The sequence below is a fragment of the Streptosporangium becharense genome (genome assembly GCF_014204985.1).
Lineage (GTDB): Bacteria > Actinomycetota > Actinomycetes > Streptosporangiales > Streptosporangiaceae > Streptosporangium > Streptosporangium becharense.
The window spans coordinates 2,488,110-2,513,051 of record NZ_JACHMP010000001.1 but is presented as its reverse complement, the minus strand read 5'-3'; the positions used below and the strand labels follow the sequence as shown (position 1 = coordinate 2,513,051).

Sequence of the window (24,942 nt, the reverse complement as noted above, 5' to 3'; positions counted from 1 at the left end):
GACCGCATGCGAGTGGTGATCGCCGAAGACTCGGTCCTGCTGCGTGAGGGGCTGGCCAGGCTCCTCGCCGACGGCGGGATCGACACGGTTGGGTTCGCCGGTGACGGCCCGGGGCTGGTCGCGGCCGTCGCCGAGCACGAGCCCGACCTCGCCGTCGTCGACGTGCGCATGCCGCCGACCCACACCGACGAGGGCCTGCGCGCCGCCCTGGAGGCGAGGGCCCGGCGTCCCGGGCTGCCGATCCTCGTGTTGTCGCAGTACGTCGAGCAGCAGTACGCCACCGAACTGATCGGCGGAGGCGCCGAGGGAGTGGGTTACCTGCTCAAGGAGCGGATCGCGGACGTGGCCGAGTTCCTCGACGCGGTGCGTCGGGTGGCGGCCGGGGGCACCGTCATCGACCCCGACGTGATCGTGCAGCTGCTGAACCGGCGGCGTCACGACGACCCGCTGGAGTCGCTGACCACGCGGGAGAACGAGGTGCTGGCCCTGATGGCGGAGGGCCGCTCCAACACGGCGGTCGCCGCGCGCCTGCGCGTCACCGAGGGTGCGGTGGAGAAACACATCTCCAACATCTTCGGCAAGCTCGGCCTCGAACCCGCCGCCGACGACCATCGCCGGGTCCTCGCCGTCCTCGCCCATCTCGGCCGCTGACCGCGACTGCGCGTCCGCCGGGAAACCCCGCCGGAGCAGGTGGTCCGGCGCCGGACGCGGACGCGGACCGGCGGGGCGGGGAATGTCCGGTGGCCTGTGATGGTTGGAGGATCTGGCACACTGGTAGCCGAACCGCAGCGGTTCCGGTTCCCGCCCGCGCGCACCCCGGTGTGCATCGCGCGCGACGCCGCACAGGCGAGAGAAAGTGGCGACCCGGCGACCGCGCTCTGGAGAGGAACACGACGAATGAAGCCCGACATCCACCCGGAGTACGTCACCACTCAGGTGACCTGCACCTGTGGCAACTCCTTCACCACCCGTAGCACCGCCAAGAACGGCGCGATCCACGCCGACGTGTGCTCGGCCTGCCACCCGTTCTACACGGGCAAGCAGAAGATCCTCGACACGGGCGGCCGGGTGGCGCGCTTCGAGAAGCGCTTCGGCAAGAAGTCCGCGGGCCAGTAGCCCCGTCCCGACGCCGGCTCGGAGTGCGTCCCTCGTCGCCGAGGAGCACCCCGGGTCGGCGTTCGTGATGATGAGGCAGGCTTACAGGGCTTTGTGAAGGAAGGACGCACGGTGAACCTCGACGAGCTGCTCAGTGAGTACGCCGAGCTGGAACTCAAGCTCGCCGACCCCTCCGTGCACGCCCAGGCGAACCAGGCGCGCACCCTGGGCAGGCGTTACGCGGAACTGACCCCGATCATCGCCGCCTACCGGGAGCTGGAGGGCGTCCGGGCCGACCTCGTGACGGCCAGGGAGCTGGCGTCGGAGGACCAGGCGTTCGCCGCCGAGGCCAAGGAGCTGGAGGCGCGGATCCCCGAGCTGGAGGAGAAGCTCCGGCACCTGCTGGTCCCGCGTGATCCCAATGATGACAAGGACATCATCATGGAGATCAAGGCGGGCGAGGGCGGTGACGAGTCGGCGCTGTTCGCCGCCGACCTCCTGCGGATGTACCAGCGTTACGCCGAGCGGGCCGGTTGGAAGACCGAGATCATCAGCGCCACCCACACCCCGCTGGGCGGCTACAAAGACGTCACGATCGCGCTGAAGGCCAGGGGTGACGAGGGCGTCTGGTCCAGGCTCAAGTTCGAGGGCGGCGTCCACCGCGTCCAGCGGGTCCCGGCGACCGAGTCGCAGGGCCGCATCCACACCAGCGCGGCCGGCGTGCTGGTCTACCCGGAGGTCGAGGAGGTCGACATCCAGATCGACCCGAACGACCTGCGCATCGACGTCTACCGCTCCAGCGGCCCCGGCGGCCAGAGCGTCAACACCACCGACTCGGCGGTGCGCATCACGCACCTGCCGACCGGCGTGGTCGCCTCCTGCCAGAACGAGAAGAGCCAGCTCCAGAACAAGGAGTCGGCCATGCGCATCCTGCGGGCCCGCCTGCAGGCCATCGCCGAGGAGGAGGCCAACGCCGCCGCCATGGCCGAGCGCAAGTCGCAGGTCCGCACGGTCGACCGCTCGGAACGCATCCGCACCTACAACTTCCCCGAGAACCGCATCTCCGACCATCGCGTCGGCTTCAAGGCCTACAACCTGGACCAGGTGCTCGACGGTGATCTCACATCCGTCATCCAGGCCCTGCTCGACGCGGAGATGGCGGAGAAGCTCGCCGAAAACACATAGAACCCGCCATGACATTCCTGCTGGACGAGATCGCCCTCGCCACCGCCCGGCTCGCCGAGGCAGGTGTCCCGTCGCCGCGCACTGACGCCGAGGAGATCGCCGCGCATGTCCACGGCGTACGCCGTAGCGAGCTGCACACGGTCAAGGACTCCGAATTCGACGCCCTGTTCTGGGAGGGCGTCGCCCGCAGGGAGTCTCGCGAGCCTCTCCAGCACATCACCGGGCGTGCCTACTTCCGTTACCTGTCCCTGGAGGTCGGGCCGGGGGTCTTCGTACCCCGTCCCGAGACGGAGATGGTGGCGGGGTGGGCCATCGACCGGCTTCGGGAGATGGACGTCGCCTCGCCGGTCGTCGTGGACCTGGGCACCGGCTCCGGCGCCATCGCGCTGTCCATCGCCCAGGAGGTCGCCCTGGCCACGGTGCACGCGGTCGAGATCGACCCGGGCGCCTACCGCTGGGCCAAGCGCAACATCATCGAGCACGGCCAGGGCCGCGTTCACCTGCACCCGGAGGACCTGGCCGACGCCCTGCCCGAGCTGGACGGACAGGTCGACCTGGTGGTCTCCAACCCGCCCTACATCCCGCCGGGCGCGATCCCGCGCGATCCCGAGGTCCGCGACTACGACCCGCACCGGGCGCTGTACGGTTCGGGCAACGACGGCCTCGACGAGGTCCGGGCGGTCGAACGCACCGCCCGGCGCCTGCTGCGTCCCGGCGGCTTCGTCGCCGTGGAGCACGCCGACCAGCAAGGCACCCAGGTCTACCTGGTCTTCTCCGAGGAGAACGGCTGGCGTGACGTCCGCAACCGCCAGGACCTCACGCGCAGAGACCGCTTCGTGACCGCTCGTTTCGGTCAGGAGTGAGAGCCGGAATAAGATGGCACGCCGCGGCCGGGAGTGGGCCGGCGGACACCCGCTCCGCCTGTCACGGGCCGGTCGGCGACCACAGTGGTCTGCGGCCCGCCGATGTCGAGCCGCCGGGTGAGGAGGCAAAGTGAGCCGACGTTATGACTGCGCCGACGCAGAGCAGCGGGCCGCCGGCCTGAGCGAGGCCGTGTCCGCCGTGCGGCGGGGCGAACTCGTGGTGCTCCCGACCGACACCGTCTACGGCATCGGCGCCGACGCCTTCACGCCCTCGGCGGTGACCGCGCTGCTCGAGGCGAAGGGACGCGGCCGTGACATGCCGGTGCCCGTGTTGGTCGGCACCGTACGCGCCGCCAACGCCCTGGTGGAGAATCTCGGCCCGTACGGCCAGGACCTCGTCGACTCCTTCTGGCCCGGCCCGCTGACGATCATCTGCCGGGCCAACCGGTCGCTCTCCTGGGATCTGGGCGACGCCAAGGGCACCGTCGCCCTCCGGATGCCGTTGCACGCGGTGGCCCTCGACCTGCTCAAGGAGACCGGGCCGATGGCCGTCTCCAGCGCCAACCGCTCCGGTGCGCCCGCCGCCACCACCGCCGCCGACGCGGAGAAGCAGCTCGGCGACTCGGTCTCCGTCTACCTCGACGCCGGGCCGTCCGGCGACGACGTGCCCTCCACCATCCTCGACCTGACCACGGCGGTTCCGCGTCTGCTGCGGCAGGGGGCCATCCCGGTGGGGAAGCTGCGCGGGGTCATCGGCTACGTCGCGACCGACGCCGACCCCGGCTCCGACGACTGACCGGGCCTCCCGTTCCAAGACGGCCACATGATCCATACCGTCTGATTATCACCGTGACGCGCGGCTGCCTCCCCGGTACCGTGAGGTGGGCCGACACTTCCGGGAGACCTCCATGGGCAAGTTCGAAGGAATGGACCCCCAGCTGGTTCGCGACCTGTTATCCGAGGTGAAGCGGGCGGCGGAGCAGATGCGGAGCGTCGAGGGCAAGGTCGTCCGCGTGATGAGCGGAGCCGGCCTGTCCTCCCAGTCCACCCACCGGCCAGCTCAGATCGCCGACGCGTGCGACGTGATGGTCCGTGACGTGCTGGCCCGGGTCGACCTGCTGGAGAAGAAGATCGAGCAGCAGACCGGGGCCCCCGCCGGCGGACCGAAGGCCGCGGGGCCCCTGGCGCAGGCGCCCGGATCCGACGGGGCCACCCCGGAGACCGCGAAGCCCGGGGATGTCAGGAGTTCGGGGGCGGACGACCCCGTCCCCGCGTCCCCAGGGGCGGACGACAAGCCCCGGACCGGTGACCAACCGGCCGACACCACCCCGCGCGACGCCAGGGGGGAGCGCGGCGGTGGTGACGACGCGGGGTCGAATGGCGGTTCCGGGGGTGAGGAGCGTAAGCCGGAGACCGGGGCGAAGGGCGACGAGACCAGGCCGGAGGAGCGTTCCGGCAGGCAGCGCGGTGAGGGCGGCGAGACCGGGTCCGAGGAGCGTTCCGGCAGGCAGCGCGGTGGAGACGGGGATGCCTCCTCGAATGGCGGGCCCATAGAGATCCTCAAACCGGGCGCCGGTTCGGAGGGCGTCGTCGAACCCAAGCCGGAGACGGGTTCGAAGGGGGACGAGATCTCCCCACGTGACGGAACCGGCTCCGGGGGCTCGCCGGACGCGGAGAACCCCGTCGAGCCGCGGGCCGTGGAGCCCGAGCCGCTCCCCGAGGCGCCCAGGTCCGACGAGAGCCGTCCGGAGCCGCCCCAGGACAGTGTCCCCGGCCCGTCTCTGCCGGAACCTGATGAGCGTGCTCAGGGCGGTGGAGGGGCCGTTGACGCACCGTCGAGGCAGACGCCGGGGCCCGGCCCGGTCCCCGAGGCCCCCGGAGCCGGTGGGAGCCAGGGCCTTCCGGAGAGCGGCGACCGCCCGGACACCCCCAGGACCGAGGATCTGAAGCCGGCGGTTCCGGGGCTCGGCGACGACTCCGCGGGCGACCGGCGGCACCCCGACGTCACACAGCCGGACATCGCCCAGGTCAACGACAGATCCATGGACGCGGGCGACACCGGGCCGGATGCCCAGGCCGGTCCGGAGGCGAAGGGGGAGACCGGGGCCAAGGGGGACGAGCGGTCGCTCCGGGACGGTGCCACCGGGCCGGATGCCCAGGCCGGTCCGGAGGCGAAGGGGGAGACCGGGGCCAAGGGGGATGAGCGGTCGCTCCGGGACGGTGCCACCGGGTCGAATGCCCCGGTGAGTGGCCCGGGTCCGGGGGATGGCACGGGGCCGGATGCCCAGGCCGGTCCGGAGGCGAAGGGGGAGACCGGGGCCAAGGGGGATGAGCGTTCCCCCCGGGAGGGGGGCGGCACGGCCGGCACCGGCGACGTCTACGACACCCCGCGCAAGGACCACTCCGACGACATCGACCAGACCGGTGCCTCCAAGGCGAGGATCGTGGAGGTCGACGGGGTGAAGGTGCTGCAGATCCCGCTCGACTCGCCCACGGCGGCCGAGGTGGGGGAACTGCTCGAGAACATCGAGGACATCCCGCCGCTGGACACGCCCTCGGCCGACGGCGTGTCCGGCACCGCCGGAGGCCCCGGCCAGGTGGAGCCGCATGGGCCGCTGCCGTCGGCCAGGCCCGACCACCCCCTGCTCGACACCGCCGGGCCCACCACCGACCAGACCGTCCAGCCACCGGGTACCGGTGACGCCGCGAGCGCAGGGAGAGCGTGATGTTCGCAGACCCACCCGCACCGCAGCCGTTGCAGCCCGGGGAGACCCCGCCGTCGTCGGCGACCGCCGGGATACCGTCGCCGGACACCGCCACGGCGTGGGAGTTCAACCCCGACTACCAGCGGCTGGTCATGGCGTGGCGGCAGGTCCTGCCCGAGCTCGACAGGCTGACCGGCAGCCTCGATCGGGCATATCACCTGGCCAAGAGCAAGGATGTCTGGGACGCCCCCGTCTCCGGCCGCTACGTCGAGGACATGGGTGAATGGCGCACCCGCCTCAGCCTGTACCGGCAGGCGATCCTCACCTCGATCAGCGACCAGGCGGCCGACACGCCGAGATGGGTGCCGACCAACGCCGGGGCGCCGCACGCGTTCTCCTGACGCCTTTCCCGTGACCCGCCCGCCGAAGCGGAGCGGCCCTACATGGGAGAAACCATGTGGCCGGGCTTACAGTGGGGTGGAGTCGTCATCCCGAGGTGTGAGCCATGGGCACAGAGCCGTACTACGGGCCTGATTTCCGTCTCCTCAGCAGCGAAGATCCCGAGATCGCGGGTGTGCTCCTCGACGAGCTCGACCGGCTCCGCGGCGGGATCCAGCTGATCGCGAGCGAGAGCTTCACGTCCCCCGCCGTGCTCGCCGCGCTCGGCTCGACGCTGACCAACAAGTACGCCGAGGGCTATCCCGGCAGGCGCTACTACGCGGGGTGCGAGGTCGTCGACCGGGCCGAGCGGATCGCCGTCGACCGGGCCAAGCGGCTTTTCGGCGCCGACCATGTCAACGTCCAGCCCCACTCGGGTGCCTCGGCCAACTTGGCGGCCTACGCGGCGCTGCTCCAGCCGGGCGACACCGTGCTGGCGATGGCGCTGTCGCACGGCGGGCATCTCACCCACGGCTCCAGGGTCAACTTCTCCGGCCGCTGGTTCGACGTCGTCGCCTACGGGGTGCGCAGGGACACCGAACTGATCGACTACGACGAGGTCAGGGAGCTGGCGCTGCGGTACGAGCCAAAGATGATCATATGTGGTGCCACCGCCTACCCCAGGGAGATCGACTTCTCCGCGTTCCGGGGCATCGCCGACGAGGTCGGTGCCTGGCTGATGGCCGACGTCGCGCACACCGTGGGTCTGATGGCGGGCAAGGCCATCCCCTCCGCGGTGCCGTACGCCGACGTGGTGACCTTCACCACGCACAAGGCGCTGCGCGGTCCGCGGGGCGGCGGCATCATGTGCACGGCGGAGCTGGCGGCGAAGATCGACCGGGCGGTCTTCCCGTTCGTCCAGGGCGGTCCGCTCATGAACGCGGTCGCGGCCAAGGCGGTGGCCTTCGGCGAGGCGCTGCGGCCGGAGTTCGCCGAGTACGCGCGGCGGGTCGTGAGCAACGCCCGGGTGCTGGCCGACGCCCTGGCGGCGGAGGGCATGCGGCCGGTCTCCGGCGGCACCGACAGTCACCTGGTCCTGGTCGACCTGCGGGATCTCGGCGTCTCCGGCGCGGTGGCGGAGCAACGGTGCCAGGCCGCGGGGATCACGTTGAACCGCAACGCGATTCCGTACGACCCCGAACCCCCCACGGTGACCTCCGGCATCAGGGTCGGCACCCCTTGTGTCACGACGCAGGGGATGGGGCCGGAGGAGATGAAGGAGGTGGCGTCGATGACCGCACAGGTCATCCGTGATCCCGACGCGGTGCCGGAGACCCGCCGGCGGGTCGCGGAACTCACCCGGGCCCACCGGATATATCCGAGCGAACTATGAGCGGTTCTGTGTTGATTTCCGGTCACAGTCGGCCGGACTATCCGCGAAACTAGGTCCGTGCGCGAATACCTACTCATGGCACTGGTGGCGGCGGCGGCGACCTATCTGCTGGTCCCGCTGGTCCGTGTTTTCGCCGTCCGTATCGGTGCCATGCCCGAGGTCCGTGACCGCGACGTGCACACCACGCCGACCCCCCGGCTCGGCGGGCTGGCGATGTACGGCGGGCTCGTCGCGGGCCTGCTGATCGCGGGCAAGCTGCCCTACGCGGGCGGCAAGCTGGCGGCGGAGGGCGACGGCAAGACGGTGATCGCGCTCATCGTCGCGGGCGGCATCATCACGGTGACGGGCTTCCTGGACGACTGGTGGGGGATGGACGCCCTCATCAAGCTGGCCGGCCAGGTCGGCGCGGCAGGCGTGCTCGTGGCCTTCGGCGTCAGCCTGCCCTGGCTTCCGTGGCCCTCCTCACTGGGCGGGACCGTCGTCCTCGACCCCACGCTCGGCGCACTGATCACGATCATGATCGTGGTCGTCATGATCAACGCGGTGAACTTCGTCGACGGTCTGGACGGCCTGGCGGCCGGCATCGTCGGCATCGCGGCCATGGCCACGTGGACGTACTCCGTCGCGCTGTCGAGGGACTTCGGGGACACCAGCATCAACGTCACCGCGGCGATCACCTCGGTGCTCATCGGGGTCTGCCTGGGCTTTCTGCCGCACAACTTCCATCCGGCGAAGATCTTCATGGGCGACACCGGGGCGATGCTGATCGGTCTGGTCCTCGCCTCCACGATGATCACGGTGACGCCGCTGGAGACCAGCAGCATCAACAGCTTCCCGGTCATCCTGCCGCTGCTCGTGCCGGTCGCGATCCTGGTGCTCCCGCTGCTCGACCTGGTCATGGCGGTGATCCGGCGCACGTCCAAGGGCCTGTCGCCGTTCGCCCCCGACCGCGGGCACCTGCACCACCGCCTGCTCGACATCGGCCACTCGCACCGCCGCAGCGTCCTGATCATGTACGCCTGGACGTTCCTGTTCGCCTTCGCGGTCGTGGCGTTGTCCATCGAGGGTGTGCCGCTGATCCTGTTCCCGTTGACCGTGCTGCTGGCCGTCGGCGTCCTGGTCATGATGGCGCTGCCCCGCTGGCGCGCGCGTCGCGACGTCGTCGGCGTGGCCGGAGCCGGGGAGCCCGGCGCCGACCCGGCCACGACCGCGGCCACCAGTGCGGCCACGACGCCGTCCCAGGCCCCCCGGCAGCCGGCCGCTCCGGGTCACCCCGACGACCGGGCCTCCTTCGGCCGCGAGGCTCCGGGCGGCCCCGCCGGCGCTCGCCCGGCTCCCGGCCGGCCCGCTCCCGGTGGTGGCGGTGCCGATCATCCCGGTTCCGGCCGTCCTCCGGCCGATCGTCTCGTCGCCGGTCGCCCTCCCGCGGATCGTCTCGTCGCCGGTCGCCCTCCGGCCGACCATTCGGCGGCCGGTCGCCCTCCGGTCGGCGGCCGTTCCATCTTCGAGCGGCCCGCGGACCGGCCCGCCCCCAACCGCCCGGTCGACCGCCCGGCTCCCGACTGGCCTCCCGCCGACCGCCCGGCTTCCGGTCGTCCTCCCGCCAGCCGTCCCGCCGGCGGCCGTTCTCCCGCCGACCGCCCGGCTTCCGACTGGCCGCCCGCCGACCGCACCGCCGCCGGGTGGCCTGCCGCCGACCGCGCCGCCTCCGGCCGTCCGGCTTCCGGCCTTCCTCCCGCCGACCGCCCGGTGCCCGACCGGCCCGCCGACCAGGCGAGACCCGATCGCCGGGACCGTCCCGCGGACGGCCCGCCGCAGGTCCGCCCGCATCCGTACCCACCGGAGGACCCTGCCGCCCGCCCGGTCGTCGGTGATGACGCGACCAAGGTCTCGGGGCTGCCCGACCTGTCACTCAGCGCGCCACGCCCGGGCTTCTCGAACCCTGAGACGCCGATCTGAACACTCCCCGGTCACCTCTTGATCGTTTACTTGAAACGGCAGGTAAAGGCACTCTTCCTTGGGCTTGTGATAGCTTTCACTAGCAGGTGGCCGGTCGACTGCGACCTGCAAGGTAGCAATCGCTCGTTTGACAACAGTTGCTTGGAGTGCCGATGCAGGCCAATGACGTGCGTGTGCTGAAAGGGGCAGTGGTGCCCACCGCCGTCGCGGGCGCGGCCGTCATCCTCGCGGCGACCCTGCTCTCGGGGGGTACGGGAGCGCTGGGTGCCGTGATCGGCCTGCTGGTGGTCGTGGCCTTCTTCACCGTCGGCCTGGTGGCGGTCTCCTACGCCAGCCGGATCTCCCCCGCGATGATGATGGTCGCCGCGATCGTCACCTACGCGGTGAAGGTCCTGGTCATCATGGCGCTCCTCAAGGCGTTCGAGGACGCCACCGCCTTCGAGCCGCGGGCCTTCGGCTGGTCGGCGATCATCTGCACCGTCGTCTGGACGGCCGGCGAGATGCGGGGCTTCGTGAAGACGAAGATGCTCTACGTCGATCCGGGGGCCGCGGTTCCCGGGCGGGGTGACACCCGATGAGGCGTATCATGACGTCCAGCGAGGCCTGATATGACTAGTCATCGCCCCGACTGCTATTGTCATGCCCGCAATGAGCGAACAAGAACGCAGGCCCGAAGACGATGGCCGCGACTTCGCCAACGCCGCATGGTCGATTCCCAGCTACATCCTCTCCGGGATCATCCTGTACGGCGGGGGCGGCTGGTTGCTGAGCCGTTGGACCGGCGTGGCCGCGTTCACACCGATCGGAGTGATCATCGGTGTCGTTCTCGCCATCTACCTGGTCTACCGGAAATACGGTCGCTGACCTCGCGCGGCGGTCGCTTCGCTGAGGAAGCAGTCTTGATCCATTACCACGTTGAAGGGAACGCCGCGTGAAGGCGCTGACGGTCCTCGCCGCCGACGAGTTCAAGGCCCCGGGGCTTGAACTGTTCGATCTCCCCCCGATCATTCCCGGCGTCACCTGGTTCACCAAGCCGGTCCTGCTCGCCCTGCTGAGCTCCCTCGTGGTCGTGATCTTCTGCTGGTCGGCCTTCGCCAACCCGAAGCTCGTGCCCCGGGGGGTCCAGAACGTCGGCGAGATCGGCTACATGTTCGTCCGCGACCAGATCGCCCGGCCCTTCCTCGGTAAGGACTCCGACCGCTGGATGGGCCTGCTGCTCAGCTTCTTCTTCCTGGTCTGGATCTGGAACCTGATCGGCGTCGTACCGTTCCTGCAGTTCCCGGTCGCCTCGCACATCGCCTTCCCGATCGTCCTCGCGCTCAGCGTCTACATCCTGAAGATCTACCTGGGCATGAAGCACCAGGGAGCGGTCGGCTACTTCAAGAACATGATGTTCCCCCCCGGCCTGCCCAAGCCGATTTACCTGCTGCTCGCGCCGATCGAGTTCCTCTCCAACATGATCGTGGCCCCGTTCACGCATGCTGTGCGACTGTTCGCCAACATGTTCGCGGGCCACATCATCCTCGCCTTCTTCAGCGCGGTCGGTTTCTGGTTCCTCTTCGAGCGGCTCACCCCGCTCGGCGCCCCGGTCGGTGTCATCGGCGTCGTCATGACGATCGCCATGACCGGGTTCGAGATGTTCATCCAGTTCCTGCAGGCCTTCCTGTTCGCGCTGCTCGCCGCGATGTACATCGGCGGCTCGCTGCACGCCGAGCACTAAGACCCTTCCCCTCTCAGTTCAGATCGGTGAGACCCGTCACCGGCTATCCGTAAAGGAAACAGAAATGAACATCCTCGCTGAGGTTTCCGGCAACATCGGTTCCATCGGCTACGGACTCGCCACGCTCGGCCCCGGCATCGGCGTCGGCCTGATCTTCGGCAACGGCCTGCAGGCGATCGCCCGCCAGCCCGAGGCCTACGGCATGATCCGCCAGAACATGCTGCTGGGCTTCGTGCTCGTCGAGGCGCTGGCCCTGATCGGCCTTGTCGCGCCGTTCATCTACGGCTGATCGAAAACACCCCTGACGGAAGGCTGCATCGATGACAATCGCAGCTAAGTTCCTGGCGGCCGAGGGCAGCAGCCCGATCATGCCGCATCTCTACGAGCTGGTCGTCGGCGGTTTCGCGTTCCTCGTCGTCCTCTTCGTCGTCGGCAAGATCCTCACCCCGCGCATCCAGAAGACTCTGGCTGAGCGGACCGAGGCGATCGAGGGCGGCATCCAGCGCGCCGCGGACGCCCAGGCCGAGGCCCAGGCACTGCTCAAGCAGTACAAGGACCAGCTCGCCGAGGCTCGTCACGAGGCTTCCCGCCTGCGTGAGGAGGCTCGCGAGCAGGGTGCCCAGATCAAGGCCGAGCTGCGCGAGGAGGCACAGGCCGAGGCCCGTCGCCTCATCGAGGCCGCGCACCTGCAGATCGAGGCCGACCGCCAGCAGGCGTTCGCCCAGCTCCGCAGTGAGATCGGCCGGTTGTCGACGGATCTCGCCAGCCGCATCGTCGGGGAGTCCCTTGAGGACGAGGCCCGCCAGCGCCGCACCGTCGACAGGTTCATCGAGGAGCTCGAGTCGAGCAGCGCGGTGGTCCGTTGATGAAGGGTCTGAGCAGGGCTTCGCTGGCCGAGGTCGAAGAGCGCTTCAACGCGGTCGCGGGAAGCGCCGACCTCGGCACGCTGGCCGACGAGCTCTTCGCGATCGCCGATCTGCTCGACCGTGAGCACGGCCTCCGTCGCAGCCTGTCCGACCCCGCCCGGCCCGCGGGCCAGAAGGCGCAGGTCGTGCAGGTCCTGCTGGAGGGCAAGGTCAGCGTCGCGGCACTGGAGACGGCCGTCGCGGCCGTCTCCGCCAAGTGGACGCGCGGCGGCGACCTGGCCGACGCCCTGGAGCGTCTCGGCGTGGTCGCCGCGGCGGCCGAGGCCGAGGCGCAGAGCAGGCTCGACGACGTCGAGGACGAACTGTTCCGGTTCGGCCGCATCGCCGCCTCGAACCTGGACCTGTCCCGGGCTCTGACCAACCCGGCCTCCCCGGAGGCGGCGAAGCGGGAGCTCCTCGTCTCGCTGCTCACGGGCAAGGTCGCCCCCACCACCCTCCGCCTGGTCACGCAGGTGGTGCTGCATCCGCGAGGACGTAGTCTGGAGAACGGCCTCACGGATTTCGGCCAGCTGGTCGCGGCCCAGAGGCAGCGCCTGGTCGCGGTGGTGCGCAGCGCCATCGCCCTCTCCGAGGTGCAGAAGCAGCGTCTGGCCGCATGGTTGCGCACCTCGTACGGCCGAGACGTTCATCTGAACGTCGAGGTGGACCCGCAGGTGATCGGTGGGTTCTCCGTCCGCATCGGGGACGACCTCATCGACACCACCATCGCGGGACGAATCGAAGAAGTCCGCCGCCGGTTGGCCGGCTAGGCGAATAGGGAGACTGAAGAGAGATGGCGGAGCTTACGATCCGGCCGGATGAGATCCGGGACGCCCTTGAGCGCTTCGTCCAGGCGTACGAGCCGGAAGGCGCCGCGCGTGAGGAGATCGGGACCGTCGTCGACTGCGGCGACGGCATCGCCCATGTCTCCGGCCTTCCCTCGGCGATGGCGAACGAGCTGCTTGAGTTCGAGGACGGCACGCGTGGCCTGGCACTGAACCTGGACGTCCGGGAGATCGGTGTCGTTATCCTGGGCGACTTCAGCAAGATCGAGGAGGGCCAGTCGGTCCGCCGGACGGGCGAGGTCCTCTCCGTTCCGGTCGGCGACAACTTCCTCGGCCGCGTGGTCGACCCGCTGGGCGTCCCGCTGGACGGCAAGGGTGCCATCGAGGCCGAGGGGCTGCGGGCCCTGGAGCTCCAGGCCCCCTCGGTGGTCCAGCGTCAGCCGGTGAAGGAGCCTCTCGCCACCGGCATCAAGGCGATCGACGCCATGACCGCGATCGGCCGGGGCCAGCGTCAGCTGATCATCGGCGACCGCGGCACCGGCAAGACCGCGATCGCCGTCGACACGATCCTCAACCAGCGGGAGAACTGGCTCTCCGGCGACCCCAACCGGCAGGTCCGCTGCGTCTACGTCGCGGTCGGCCAGAAGGGTTCCACGATCGCCCAGGTCAGGGCCCGCCTGGAGGAGGCGGGCGCGATGGAGTACACCACCATCGTCGCCGCCCCGGCCTCCGACCCGGCCGGTTACAAGTACCTGGCTCCTTACACCGGTTCGGCCATCGGCCAGCACTGGATGTACCAGGGCAAGCACGTCCTCATCGTCTTCGACGACCTGACCAAGCAGGCCGACGCCTACCGCGCCGTCTCCCTGCTGCTGCGCCGCCCGCCGGGCCGTGAGGCCTACCCCGGCGACGTCTTCTACCTGCACTCCCGTCTCCTGGAGCGCTGCGCCAAGCTCTCCAACGACATGGGCGGCGGTTCGATGACGGGTCTCCCGGTCATCGAGACCAAGGGCAACGACGTGTCGGCGTTCATCCCGACCAACGTCATCTCCATCACCGACGGCCAGGTCTTCCTCGAGACCGACCTGTTCAACGCCGGTGTCCGCCCCGCGATCAACGTCGGTGTGTCGGTCTCCCGAGTCGGTGGCTCGGCGCAGACCAAGGCGATGAAGAAGGTCGCCGGCACGCTGCGTCTCGCCCTCTCCCAGTACCGCGACCTGGAGGCGTTCGCCTCCTTCGCCTCCGACCTGGACGCGGCGTCCAAGGCGCAGCTGGAGCGTGGCCAGCGCCTGGTCGAGCTGCTCAAGCAGCCGCAGTACAGCCCCTTCCCGGTGGAGAAGGAGGTCGTCTCGATCTGGGCCGGCACGACCGGTGAGCTCGACGACGTCCCGGTCGAGGACATCCGCCGCTTCGAGACGGAGTTCCTCGACTACATCGGCCGCGACCACAAGGGCATCCTCGACGGCATCCGCGAGACGAAGGACCTGTCGGGCGACACGGTCACCGCGCTCAAGGACGCCATCACCGAGTTCAAGAAGAGCTTCGAGACCTCCGCCGGTGAGCTGCTCGTCCGTGACGAGCCGGTCGCCGCGCTCGGCGCCGAGTCGGTCGGCCAGGAGAAGATCACGAAGCAAGTCCGCGCGTCCGAGAAGAAGTAGCCGATGGGTGCCCAGCTAAGACTGCTGCGGCGGCGGATCAAGTCGGTCAAGTCCACCGCGAAGATCACGCGTGCCCAGGAGCTCATCGCCTCGTCGCGCATCGTGCGGGCGCAGCTGCGGATGCAGGCGGCCGTGCCGTACGAGCGGGAGATCACCCGCGCCGTGACGGGCGTCGTCAGCAACACCGCGAGCGTCGACCACCCGCTGACGGTGGCGAAGGAGCGGCCGGCCAAGGCGGCGGTGCTCATCGTCACCAGCGACAGCGGGTTCTGCGGCGGCTTCAACGCCAACCTCCTGCGTGAGGCCGAGGCGCTCGCCGGGCTGCTGCGGAGCAGGGGCGTCGAGCCCGTGCCCTTCGTGACGGGACGCAAGGGTGTCGCCTGGCACTCCTTCCGCAACCGCGCGATGGGCGGGCAGTGGACCGGGTTCTCCCGTAAGCCCTCGTACTCCGACGCCAAGGAGATCGCCGGCGCGCTGATCGACGCGTTCTCGGCCGACGACGGGGTGGACGAGATCCACATCGTCTCCACCGAGTTCGTCTCGATGCTGACGCAGGAGGTCGTGGTCAAGCGGATCCTTCCCCTGGTGGTGGAGGAGAGCCCGGAGAAGGGCGGCACCCCGCTGCCCTACTTCGAGTTCGAGCCCGCGGCGGGCGAAGTGCTCGACAAGCTGCTGCCGCGCTACGTGGAGTCGCGCATCTTCACCGCGCTGCTCCAGTCGGCGGCCTCCGAGGAGGCCGCGCGTCGCCGGGCCATGAAGTCGGCGACCGACAACGCCAACGAGCTCATCCGCGTGTTCACCCAGCAGATGAACCAGGCTCGCCAGGCCGAGATCACCCAGGAAATCAGCGAGATCGTCGGTGGCGCCAACGCGCTGGCTGACGCCGCAGCGGGGAAAGAGTGAAATGACTGCACAGACTGTTGAGACCGGCGTGGGCCGCGTCGCGCGGGTCACCGGTCCCGTCGTCGACGTGGAGTTCCCCGTCGAGGCGATGCCCGATATCTACAACGCCCTCCAGATCGAGGTCACCCTCGGCGGGGAGACCAAGGTCCTGACCCTGGAGGTCGCCCAGCACCTGGGTGACAACCTCGTCCGCGCCATCTCCATGCAGCCCACCGACGGCGTGACCCGGGGGGCCCCGGTGCGCGACACCGGTGCCGCCATCTCGGTGCCGGTCGGCGACGTCGTCAAGGGCCACGTGTGGAACGCCCTCGGCGAGTCGCTGGACGTCGAGACCGCCTCCCTCAAGATCAATGAGCGCTGGGGCATCCACCGCCCGTCGCCGTCCTTCGACGCCCTCGAGTCGCGCACCGAGATGCTCGTCACCGGCATCAAGGTCATCGACCTGCTCACCCCGTACGTGCAGGGCGGCAAGATCGGCCTGTTCGGCGGCGCGGGCGTCGGCAAGACCGTTCTGATCCAGGAGATGATCCGCCGGGTCGCCCGCAACTTCGGTGGCACCTCGGTGTTCGCCGGCGTCGGCGAGCGCACCCGTGAGGGCAACGACCTGTGGCTGGAGATGGAGGAGGCGGACGTCCTCAAGGACACCGCGCTCGTCTTCGGCCAGATGGACGAGCCCCCGGGCACCCGTCTGCGCGTCGCGCTCTCCGCCCTCACCATGGCGGAGTACTTCCGTGACGTGCAGAAGCAGGACGTGCTTCTGTTCATCGACAACATCTTCCGGTTCACCCAGGCCGGTTCCGAGGTCTCCACGCTGCTCGGCCGTATGCCGTCCGCGGTGGGTTACCAGCCGACCCTGGCCGACGAGATGGGCGTTCTGCAGGAGCGCATCACCTCCACCCGCGGTCACTCGATCACCTCGATGCAGGCGATCTACGTCCCCGCGGACGACATCACCGACCCGGCCCCGCACAACGCCTTCGCGCACCTCGACGCGCAGACCGTTCTGTCGCGGCCGATCTCGGAGAAGGGCATCTACCCCGCGGTGGACCCGCTCGACTCCACCTCGCGGATCCTCGACCCGCTGATCGTGGGCGAGGAGCACTACCGCGTGGCCCAGGAGACCAAGCGGATCCTGCAGAAGTACAAGGAACTGCAGGACATCATCGCGATCCTCGGTATCGACGAGCTCTCCGAAGAGGACAAGGTCACCGTCAACCGGGCCCGCCGCATCGAGCGCTTCCTGTCGCACCCGATGTACGCGGCCGAGGCGTTCACCGGTCAGCCGGGTGAGAACGTCCCGCTGGACGAGACGATCGCCTCGTTCAAGGGTCTGTGCGCCGGTGAGTACGACCACCTGCCCGAGCAGGCGTTCTTCATGGTCGGCGGCATCGACCAGGCCGTCGCCAAGGCGAAGGAACTCGCCCGCTAGTCACCTTCGGTGCCGGTGCGGCCCTGCCGCACCGGCACCTGGTTCGACAAGGAACTGGAGAGAAAGTGGCGAAGCTGCGAGTAGGCGTCGTCTCCCCGGAACGTGAGATCTGGTCCGGCGAGGCCGACATGGTGATTGCCAAGACCGTCGACGGCGAGATCGGTATCATGCCGAAGCACGCGCCGGTGATCGGTGTTCTGGTCGAGGGCGGGCTGCTGACGGTCAAGCGCGGCAACGGCGAGGCCGACCTCGTCGCCGCCGTCCACGGAGGCTTCCTGTCGGTGGCCAACGACGAGGTGTCCATCCTGGCCGAGCTGGCCGAGCTGGGTTCCGAGGTCGACATCCCGCGGGCCAAGAGCGCGCTCGACCGGGCCCAGGCCTCGGTCGAGGCCGGTCAGGAAGAGGCGGACGCGGCCAAGCGGGCCCGGGCCCGGGCCCGGCTGCGCGCGGCCGGCGAGGAAGTCAGGTAAGTTCTGCTTCTCGGCGTCGGGTTTCTTGGGGGCGGGCGGACATGGTGGTGCTGGACGTACTCATCGTGGTGGGGCTGCTCGTCGCCCTCCTGGCGTTCCGTGTGCTCTTCCTGACCCGATCCCGGGGGTCGGTGCTGTGTTGCCTGCGTCCCCTGCCGGGCGGACGAGGCTGGCGGGTCGGGGCGGCCCGCTACGCCGACGGTCATCTCAACTGGATTCCGCTCATAGGTCTGCTGCCAAGGCCGCGCCACGTCATCGTGAGGCGCGGCCTTGTCATTTCCAGCCGTCGCCGGATCGGGCCCGGCGAGTTCTACGGGTTCCTGGAGGGCGTGACCGCGCTGGAGGTCCGCAACGGTGACAGCGCCTTCGAGCTCGCCATGGGGTACCGGGCGCTGACCGGGTTCGTGGCCTGGCTGGAGTCGGCCCCCCCGAGCGCCTATCTCGACGTGGCCTGACCGGATACCGGGCGCCTACCGGCCGGGTGTCTCCCCCCTGCCTGTGAGCGGGCGTTCTCCAGGGTCCTTCCCCCTGCCTGTGAGCGGGTCCTCTCCGGGGCCTTCCCCGTCCGCGGGCGGGCGTGCGTGAGTGTTTTTCTCCGGCCGTGCGCCGGGCGTGCCACCGTGGCGGGAATCGATCTCTCGGCTACTTTTGTCTTCCGACGACTACTGTGAGCAGCGACTCGTGTGCGTTCGGTGCACCGTCCGCCGCGTGCGCTGCTCCTTCAGCGCGCGGAAACGCGCGGCAGGAGGAAGATCATGACTGTTATGTTGGCTCACGCCGCCGGGCTCTCCCGGCTGGCCGTGGCACTTCCGGCGGCCTGCGCTCTCGCCCTGACCGTCGGGGCGGCCGCCCCCGTCCCGTCGGAAGGCCGGACGTCGGCCAACGCTCCGCTGGTGAGCAACGGCAGCTTCGAGTCACCGTGGAGCCCGGGCAGCACGCAGATCAACGCGGGGAACACCATCGGAGCGTGGCAGGTCACCGGCGGTTCCGTCGACCTGGTCGGCGTGAACAGCTTCTGGCCGGCCTACAGGGGCCGCCAGTCCGTCGACCTCTCCGGCACCAGCGGTGGGACGATCCAGCAGGTCATTCCCACCCTTCCCGGACGCTGCTACAACGTGGTCTTCGCCCTGGCCGGCAACACCTACGGCGGCCCGACGATCAAGCGCGGGTACGCCCGGATCAGCCAGGGGCCGCTCATCGTGCACAAGAACTTCGCCTTCGACATCACCGGCCGGTCGCCGCAGAACATGGGCTACAAGAAGGAGGGCTTCGCCTTCTGCTCGCAGAGCGACCGGGCGATCCTGCGGCTCGTCTCGGCCACCTCGGGGGCGTACGGCCCGGTCGTCGACGACGTGGTCGTGACCCCGAGGTTCCACCCCTACGACATCACCGCGGGCACCATCAAGCTCGGGCCCGAGACCGCTGACCTCGACAACCACGTCGCGGTTCCCGACAGCGACGACTGACACCGGTGACACCCCGCGGGCTCCGGAACGCGCGCCGGGGCCCGCGGGCCGGGAACCGTCAGCGGGTGCCGCCCGGCTTCCAGAGGATCTCGTCGCCGCCGGCGACGACCCGGCAGAGGATGAACATCAGGTCGCTCAGCCGGTTGAGATACGTGGCGGTCAGCGGGTTGACGTCGTCGTGGGCCTCCAGCGCCGCCCAGACGGTCCGCTCGGCCCGGCGGACGACGGTCCTGGCGACGTGGAGCTGGGCGACGACCGGGGTGCCACCCGGCAGGATGAAGCTGCGCAGCGGCTTGAGACGTTCGTTGAACTCGTCGCAGCGCGCCTCCAGCCACTCGATGTAGGAGGGTTCGACCCGCAGCGGCGGGAACTCCGGATCGGCCGTGACGGGGGTGCTCAGGTCGGCCCCGACGTCGAACAGCTCGTTCTGCACGCGCGCGAGCACCGCGGCGACGTCCTGCTCCAGTGCCCCCGTGGCCAGGGCCACGCCGATGGCCGCGTTCGCCTCCTCCACGTCCGCGTACGCGGCGAGACGGGGGTCGGTCTTGCGGGTGCGACTCATGTCGCCGAGCGCGGTCGTGCCGTCGTCCCCGGTGCGGGTGTAGATCTTGGAGAGCACCACCGGGTTGTCTCTGTCTGCTCGCGTCATGGACCCCAGCGTATCGACCTCGAAAACGCTTGAGATCGATCCGATGGCAGACAATATGCTTTACCGATGGCTTCTGGTTTCTACCTGCGTTTCCCCCACATTTCCCGCGAGACATTGACATTCGTCGCAGATGACGATGTCTGGGTCGCCCCGGTGGATGGCGGCCGTGCCTGGCGCCTGTCCGCGGACCGCGCTCCCGCGAGTCACCCCCGCCTGTCACCCGACGGTACGAAGGTCGCCTGGACCGGCGTCCGCGACGGCGCACCCGAGGTCTACCTGGCCGACCTGGAGTCGGGCTCGGCCGAGCGGCTGACCTACTGGGGAGACGCCCGGACCCGCACACGCGGCTGGACGCCGGACGGCAAGGTGCTCGCGGTCAGTGCAACCGGCCGCCCGTTCGCCTCGCACACCTGGGCCTACGAGCTGAGTGGAGGACTCGCCGAGCGGCTGCCGTACGGGCCCGTCACGGACCTGTCGGTCACCGGGGAGGCGCTGGCGCTGCTGACCGCCGGGCTCTCCCGCGACCCCGCCGTCTGGAAGCGCTACCGGGGCGGCACGGCCGGACGCATGTGGGTCCGGCGGGACGGCGGTGACTTCACCCGGCTGCTGGCGGACCTGGGCGGTCACCTCGCCGGCCCGATGCTCGTCGGCGGACGCCTCGTCTTCCTCTCCGACCACGAGGGCGTGGGCAACCTCTACTCCTGCGAGCTGGACGGCACCGGCCTGCGCCGGCACACCGACCACGACGTCTTCTACGCCCGGCACGCCACCACCGACGGGACCAGGATCGTCTACCAGAACGCCGGTGACCTCTACCTCCTCGACGGCCTGGACGCCGAGGCCCGCAAGCTCGACGTCACCCTCGGCTCCCCGGTCCGCGGGCGGCAGCCGTACCAGGTCAACGCCGCCCGGCGGCTGCACGACCTGGCGGTGGACGCCACCGGCCGGGCCAGCGCGATGGAGGTCCAGGGCACGGTGCATTGGGTGACCCACCGGGACGGCCCGGCGCGCCAGCTCAGCACCGGCCTGTCGGCGGGCCTGCCGCGCACGCTCGGCGCCGACCGGGTGGTGTGGGTCTTCGACGACGGCCGGGAGCAGGGGCTGGAGATCTGCCCGGCCGGGGGCGGTGAGCCACGCAGGATCGCGGCCGGCCGGCTGGGCGAGGTCGAGGACCTCGCCGTGGCGCCGGACGGGAACACGATCGCGGTGACGGCCAGGGACGGGCGGCTGCTCCTGGTGGACGTGGCCTCCGGGGAGGTCACCGAACTGGCCCGGGCCGAGGGCCAGATCACCGACCCGGCCTGGTCGCGCGACTCGGCCTGGTTGGCCTGGTCGCACCCGGACGGTGTGCAGCTGCGCCGGATCCGGCTGGCCAGGCTGGCGGACCGGTCGGTGACCGACGTCACCGACGGCCGGTTCATGGACATCTCACCCGCGTTCGCGGGCGACTACCTGGCGTTCCTGTCGCGCCGCGGCTTCGACCCGGTCTACGACGCGCACTCCTTCGACATGTCCTTCCCGCTCGGCTACCGCCCCTACCTGGTGCCGCTGGCCGCGGCCACACCGTCCCCGTTCGCACCCAGCGCCGAGGGCCGGGCCGTCGAGGGCGGGAGCGGGGGCGATGACGACGACGAGCAGCGGGACGCCGCGCTCGTCGTCGACCTGGACGGCATCGCCGCCCGGGTCGTGCAGGTTCCGGTGCCCGAGGGCCGCTACTCGGACCTGCGGGCGGTCAAGGGCGGCTTCGTCTGGCTGCGCGAGCCGCTGGCCGGTGAACTCGGCGAAGACCGGGACCAGGTGGGCGGTGAGGCGCCCCGGCCCGCGCTGGACCGCTACGACCTGGTCAAGCGCAAGTGGGAGGAGGTCGTCGACAAGCTCGACTGGTACCGGGTGAGCGGAGACGGCACGCAGCTCGTCGTCAGCGACAAGGGCACGCTGTCGGTCCGCCCGGCGACCGGCAAGGCGGGCGGCAAGAACGGTGACGACACGACCGTCGACCTGTCCCGGGTCCGGGTCACCGCCGACCCCCGGGAGCTCCGGCGGCTCGCCTACGCCCAGCTGGGCCGGCGCGTGCGCGGCGACTTCTGGGTGGAGGACATGGCGGACGTCGACTGGGACGGGGTGCTGGAGGAGTACCGGCCGCTGGTGGACCGGGTCGCCACCGCCGACGACTTCGCCGATCTGCTCTGGGAGGTCGTGGGGGAGCTGGGCAGCTCGCACGCCTACGTCATACCCGCTCCGGGGGGACACCCCGACTCCGCCCCGGTCGGCCTGCTCGGCGCCGACCTGTCCAGGAACGCCGACGGCCGCTGGCTGGTGGACCGGGTGCTGCCCGCGGAGACCTCCGACGTGCACGCCCGCTCGCCGCTGGCCGCGCCCGGGGCGGGGGTCCGGCCCGGTGAGGCGCTGCTCGCGGTCGACGGCCGCCCGGTGCCCCCGGAGGGGCCCGCGCGGCTGCTGGTGGGCGCCGCGGACAAGCCGGTCGAGCTGACCCTGGACGGCGGACGCCGGGTGGTCGTCACGCCGCTCGGCGACGACCGGCGCCTGCGCTACCAGGACTGGGTGGCCGGTCGCCGGGCACAGGTCAGGGAACTCAGCGGCGGCCGGCTCGGCTACCTGCACATCCCGGACATGGTCGCCGAGGGCTGGGCACAGTTCCACCGCGACCTGCGCAGGGAGATGACCTTCGAGGGGCTCGTGGTGGACGTGCGGGGCAACCGCGGCGGGCACACCTCCGAGCTGGTCATCGAGCGGCTGATCCGCCGGGTCATCGCCTGGGACCTGCCCCGGGGCATGGCGCCGATCACCTATCCCGAGGACGCGCCGCGCGGGCCGCTGGTCGCGATCGCCGACCAGAACGCCGGGTCCGACGGCGACATCGTCACCGCGGCCTTCAAAATCCACAAACTGGGGCCCGTGGTGGGCACCCGCACGTGGGGCGGGGTCATCGGCATCGAGGACGATCACCGGCTGGCCGACGGGACGTCCATCACCGTGCCCAAGTACTCCTTCTGGTTCGAGGGTCTCGGCTGGGGGGTGGAGAACTACGGTGTCGACCCGGACGTCGAGGTCGACATCTCCCCGGACGACTGGGCCGCCGACCGTGACCCGCAGATCGAGGAGGCGGTGCGGCTCGTCCTCGCCGCGCTCCAGGAGCGTCCGGCGGCGACCCCGCCCGACCGGTCCACCCGGCCCTCCCGGCGCCGTCCGGTCCTTCCGCCCCGGCCGTAGGTGACATTTGTCATCCGTCATTACTGACAGTTCGCTATTTTTCCGGTGATATCAGCGACTACCTGGTAAAACGCGGCAACACAAAGATTGTCGCCATGAGAACACCTCAGTCAGCGGACACGTCCGGTACGGCGACCGCCGGCCTCGACAATGTGATCGAGGTCGGCGGTCTCCGGCAGGTGTACGGCGACTTCGAGGCCGTACGCGGTGTCTCCTTCGACGTTCCGCGGGGCGAGCTGTTCGCCCTGCTCGGTACGAACGGCGCCGGCAAGACCACCACCATGGAGGTCCTGGAGGGTTTCCGGGCCGCGACCGGCGGCACCGTCCGGGTGCTCGGGCTCGACCCGATCCGGCAGCGGCGCGAGCTGCGGCCCCGCGTGGGGATCATGCTCCAGGAGGGCGGTTTCATCGGCGACCTCACGGTGGCCGAGACCGTCGCCCTCTGGAAGGGACTGAGCGAGGACGCCGGCCGCCCGGTCACCCTCAGCGGCACCGCCCAACCGCCCCGGGGATCGGCCCTCTTCGGCACGGTCAAGGGCGTGGACCGGCACGTCATGGGCGCGCTGGAACTGGTCGGGCTGGAGAAGAGGACGCGGACCCGCATCCGGCAGCTCTCCGGCGGCCAGAAGCGCAGGCTCGACCTCGCACTCGCGGTGCTCTCCCGCCCGGAGGTGCTCTTCCTGGACGAGCCGACCACCGGGATGGACCCCGAGGCGCGGCACGCCACCTGGAAGGTGATCGAGGACCTGCGGGCCGGGGGCAGCACCGTGCTGCTCACCACGCACTACCTGGAGGAGGCCGAACGCCTGGCCACCAGGCTGGCCATCATGCACGAGGGCCGCATCCACGTCCACGGCACGGTCGAGGAGGTGGTCGCCGGGTCGGGCGACCGGCTCTCCTTCCGGCTGCCCGGGGTCTCCTGGTCCTTCGGAGACCTGCCCACGCTGGACGGGGCCGCCCCCCTGCTGACCTACGGCAGCGACACGGAGGTCGTCTACACCCTGACCGGCGAGCGGGCCGAGAGCCGCGCGCACGCCGCGACCCGGCTGCTGCTGGACTGGGCCGACGAACGGGGTGAGACCCTGGGCCGGCTGACCGTGCGCCGGGGCACCCTGGAGGACGTCTTCATGCGCGTGGTCGGAGAGGCACTCGGCGGGACGTTCGGAGAGGTGCGATGAGGCGGCACGACACCGGTTCGGTGGGCGGTGCGGGCCGGTGTGCCGTCGGTTCGGCGGGTGGTGTGGGGGGTGCGGGCCGGTGCGGCGCCGCCCGGAGGAGCGGCGCGGCCCGTTGTGGCCGTGCCCGGGACGCGGTCGCAGGACCGGCGAGGAGTGGTGAGCGATCATGAGAACCGACGTCCTGCACGCGGTGCGGCTGGCCAGGCTCGATCTGACGTTGATGGGACGCAACACCACGGTGATGGTCAACGTGCTGCTGCTGCCGCTGCTGATGGCGTGGATGTTCACCAACGCCGCCGCCGGACAACAGGTCTCCGGCGTGGACGGGAGCCTCTTCGCGCTGACCGGGGCACCCGGGATGATGCTGGGGTTCGCGGTCTTCGTCAACCTGGTGAACTCCTTCACCGCCCGACGCGAGGAACTGGTGCTCAAGCGGCTGCGCGGGGGGCAGCCGTCCGCGGCGGCGGTCCTCGGTGGCAGTGCCCTGGGTGCGCTCGCGCTCTACCTCGGCCAGGTGGCGATCATCGCCGTCTGGGCCAACCGGTCCCACGGGATCGTCCCGGTCAACGTGCCGCTGCTGGTGGTCGCAGCCGTCCTCGGCGTCGCGCTGTTCTGCCTGCTCGCCGCGGCGTTCTCCGGCGTCACGCCGAACGCCGAACTCGCCCAGGTCACCGTGCTCCCGCTGCTGCTGGTCATGCTGCTGGGAGCGCCGATCGCCTTCCCCGCCGAGGCGCTTCCCGGAGCGCTGGGCACGATCTCCGGGCTGCTCCCGGTGACCCCGATCGTGGAGATCATGCGTACGGCCTTCCTCGGCGGCGACCACGTCTCGGGGAACGGCGAGGCGCTGGGCACCGCCGCGCAGTGGGTGGAGGTGCTGCCCTCGCTGGGAATCCTGGTGGCCTGGATCGCGGTGGCGGCGGTGCTGGCCAGGTGGCTGTTCCGCTGGGAGCCCCGGCGCGGCTAACGTCTG

The 24,942-nt window shown here is 70.4% G+C and carries 25 protein-coding genes; 24 read left to right on the top strand and 1 reads right to left on the bottom strand.

Annotation, left to right across the window (positions count from 1 at the left end):
* Window positions 1–6: 6 nt before the first annotated feature.
* From F4562_RS10815 to F4562_RS10715, 21 genes are all read left to right on the top strand, one after another.
* Entirely contained in the window at window positions 7–651 is a 645-nt protein-coding gene (locus F4562_RS10815; RefSeq protein ID WP_184539060.1) for a response regulator transcription factor, read from the top strand.
* A 246-nt stretch (window positions 652–897) separates the two neighbouring features.
* A complete protein-coding gene (gene rpmE, locus F4562_RS10810) occupies window positions 898–1,116 on the top strand; it encodes a 50S ribosomal protein L31 (RefSeq protein ID WP_184539062.1) in 219 nt (72 codons plus the stop codon).
* A 111-nt stretch (window positions 1,117–1,227) separates the two neighbouring features.
* Window positions 1,228–2,280 carry a peptide chain release factor 1 gene (prfA, locus tag F4562_RS10805; RefSeq protein WP_184539064.1) on the top strand — a complete coding sequence of 351 codons (1,053 nt, stop codon included), beginning with the start codon at window positions 1,228–1,230 and terminating at the stop codon, window positions 2,278–2,280.
* An 8-nt stretch (window positions 2,281–2,288) separates the two neighbouring features.
* Window positions 2,289–3,143, top strand: coding sequence for a peptide chain release factor N(5)-glutamine methyltransferase (gene prmC / locus F4562_RS10800; RefSeq protein WP_184539066.1), 855 nt, complete (start codon window positions 2,289–2,291; stop codon window positions 3,141–3,143).
* A gap of 130 nt (window positions 3,144–3,273) precedes the next feature.
* Complete coding sequence (locus F4562_RS10795; protein WP_184539068.1) at window positions 3,274–3,939, top strand: L-threonylcarbamoyladenylate synthase; 666 nt, start codon at window positions 3,274–3,276, stop codon at window positions 3,937–3,939.
* 112 nt (window positions 3,940–4,051) lie between these two features.
* Window positions 4,052–5,869 carry a hypothetical protein gene (locus F4562_RS10790; RefSeq protein ID WP_184539070.1) on the top strand — a complete coding sequence of 606 codons (1,818 nt, stop codon included), beginning with the start codon at window positions 4,052–4,054 and terminating at the stop codon, window positions 5,867–5,869.
* Complete coding sequence (locus tag F4562_RS10785; RefSeq protein ID WP_184539072.1) at window positions 5,869–6,249, top strand: hypothetical protein; 381 nt, start codon at window positions 5,869–5,871, stop codon at window positions 6,247–6,249. Before F4562_RS10790 ends, F4562_RS10785 begins: the two co-directional genes overlap by 1 nt.
* Window positions 6,250–6,353: 104 nt before the next feature.
* The gene (glyA, locus tag F4562_RS10780; protein WP_184539074.1) at window positions 6,354–7,619 is read left to right on the top strand and encodes a serine hydroxymethyltransferase; all 1,266 of its coding nucleotides are present in this window, start codon (window positions 6,354–6,356) and stop codon (window positions 7,617–7,619) included.
* A gap of 57 nt (window positions 7,620–7,676) precedes the next feature.
* Window positions 7,677–9,578, top strand: coding sequence for a hypothetical protein (locus F4562_RS34800; protein ID WP_184539076.1), 1,902 nt, complete (start codon window positions 7,677–7,679; stop codon window positions 9,576–9,578).
* Between the two features lie 152 nt (window positions 9,579–9,730).
* A complete protein-coding gene (locus F4562_RS10770; RefSeq protein ID WP_184539078.1) occupies window positions 9,731–10,156 on the top strand; it encodes a Cg1360 family ATP-synthase-associated protein in 426 nt (141 codons plus the stop codon).
* 70 nt (window positions 10,157–10,226) lie between these two features.
* Window positions 10,227–10,442, top strand: coding sequence for an AtpZ/AtpI family protein (locus F4562_RS10765; protein WP_246473402.1), 216 nt, complete (start codon window positions 10,227–10,229; stop codon window positions 10,440–10,442).
* A 67-nt stretch (window positions 10,443–10,509) separates the two neighbouring features.
* A complete protein-coding gene (gene atpB / locus F4562_RS10760; protein WP_184539082.1) occupies window positions 10,510–11,298 on the top strand; it encodes a F0F1 ATP synthase subunit A in 789 nt (262 codons plus the stop codon).
* A gap of 64 nt (window positions 11,299–11,362) precedes the next feature.
* Window positions 11,363–11,587, top strand: coding sequence for an ATP synthase F0 subunit C (atpE, locus tag F4562_RS10755; protein ID WP_184539084.1), 225 nt, complete (start codon window positions 11,363–11,365; stop codon window positions 11,585–11,587).
* Window positions 11,588–11,618: 31 nt separating this feature from the next.
* Entirely contained in the window at window positions 11,619–12,164 is a 546-nt protein-coding gene (locus tag F4562_RS10750) for a F0F1 ATP synthase subunit B (protein WP_184539086.1), read from the top strand.
* Window positions 12,164–12,973 (top strand): F0F1 ATP synthase subunit delta, encoded by an 810-nt coding sequence (locus tag F4562_RS10745; RefSeq protein WP_184539088.1) that lies wholly within the window; start codon window positions 12,164–12,166, stop codon window positions 12,971–12,973. Before F4562_RS10750 ends, F4562_RS10745 begins: the two co-directional genes overlap by 1 nt.
* Window positions 12,974–12,996: 23 nt before the next feature.
* Window positions 12,997–14,646, top strand: coding sequence for a F0F1 ATP synthase subunit alpha (atpA, locus tag F4562_RS10740; RefSeq protein WP_184539090.1), 1,650 nt, complete (start codon window positions 12,997–12,999; stop codon window positions 14,644–14,646).
* Between the two features lie 3 nt (window positions 14,647–14,649).
* Window positions 14,650–15,549 carry a F0F1 ATP synthase subunit gamma gene (locus tag F4562_RS10735; RefSeq protein WP_184539092.1) on the top strand — a complete coding sequence of 300 codons (900 nt, stop codon included), beginning with the start codon at window positions 14,650–14,652 and terminating at the stop codon, window positions 15,547–15,549.
* 1 nt (window position 15,550) lies between these two features.
* Complete coding sequence (gene atpD, locus F4562_RS10730; RefSeq protein ID WP_184539094.1) at window positions 15,551–16,978, top strand: F0F1 ATP synthase subunit beta; 1,428 nt, start codon at window positions 15,551–15,553, stop codon at window positions 16,976–16,978.
* A gap of 65 nt (window positions 16,979–17,043) precedes the next feature.
* Entirely contained in the window at window positions 17,044–17,448 is a 405-nt protein-coding gene (locus tag F4562_RS10725; RefSeq protein WP_184539095.1) for a F0F1 ATP synthase subunit epsilon, read from the top strand.
* Between the two features lie 41 nt (window positions 17,449–17,489).
* The gene (locus tag F4562_RS10720; protein WP_221206164.1) at window positions 17,490–17,903 is read left to right on the top strand and encodes a DUF2550 domain-containing protein; all 414 of its coding nucleotides are present in this window, start codon (window positions 17,490–17,492) and stop codon (window positions 17,901–17,903) included.
* Between the two features lie 300 nt (window positions 17,904–18,203).
* Complete coding sequence (locus F4562_RS10715; protein WP_184539097.1) at window positions 18,204–18,914, top strand: DUF642 domain-containing protein; 711 nt, start codon at window positions 18,204–18,206, stop codon at window positions 18,912–18,914.
* Between the two features lie 58 nt (window positions 18,915–18,972).
* Here the strand turns inward: F4562_RS10715 and F4562_RS10710 are convergent, their stop codons facing one another.
* Window positions 18,973–19,563 (bottom strand): cob(I)yrinic acid a,c-diamide adenosyltransferase, encoded by a 591-nt coding sequence (locus F4562_RS10710; protein WP_184539099.1) that lies wholly within the window; start codon window positions 19,561–19,563, stop codon window positions 18,973–18,975.
* Window positions 19,564–19,629: 66 nt separating this feature from the next.
* On the opposite strand from F4562_RS10710, the gene F4562_RS10705 reads away from it, so the two are divergent.
* From F4562_RS10705 to F4562_RS10695, 3 genes are all read left to right on the top strand, one after another.
* Complete coding sequence (locus tag F4562_RS10705) at window positions 19,630–22,794, top strand: S41 family peptidase (protein ID WP_184539101.1); 3,165 nt, start codon at window positions 19,630–19,632, stop codon at window positions 22,792–22,794.
* A 95-nt stretch (window positions 22,795–22,889) separates the two neighbouring features.
* On the top strand, window positions 22,890–23,972 hold the full coding sequence (locus F4562_RS10700; protein WP_184539103.1) for an ABC transporter ATP-binding protein: 1,083 nt from the start codon (window positions 22,890–22,892) through the stop codon (window positions 23,970–23,972).
* A gap of 166 nt (window positions 23,973–24,138) precedes the next feature.
* The gene (locus F4562_RS10695) at window positions 24,139–24,936 is read left to right on the top strand and encodes an ABC transporter permease (RefSeq protein ID WP_184539105.1); all 798 of its coding nucleotides are present in this window, start codon (window positions 24,139–24,141) and stop codon (window positions 24,934–24,936) included.
* The last annotated feature ends 6 nt before the right edge of the window (window positions 24,937–24,942 follow it).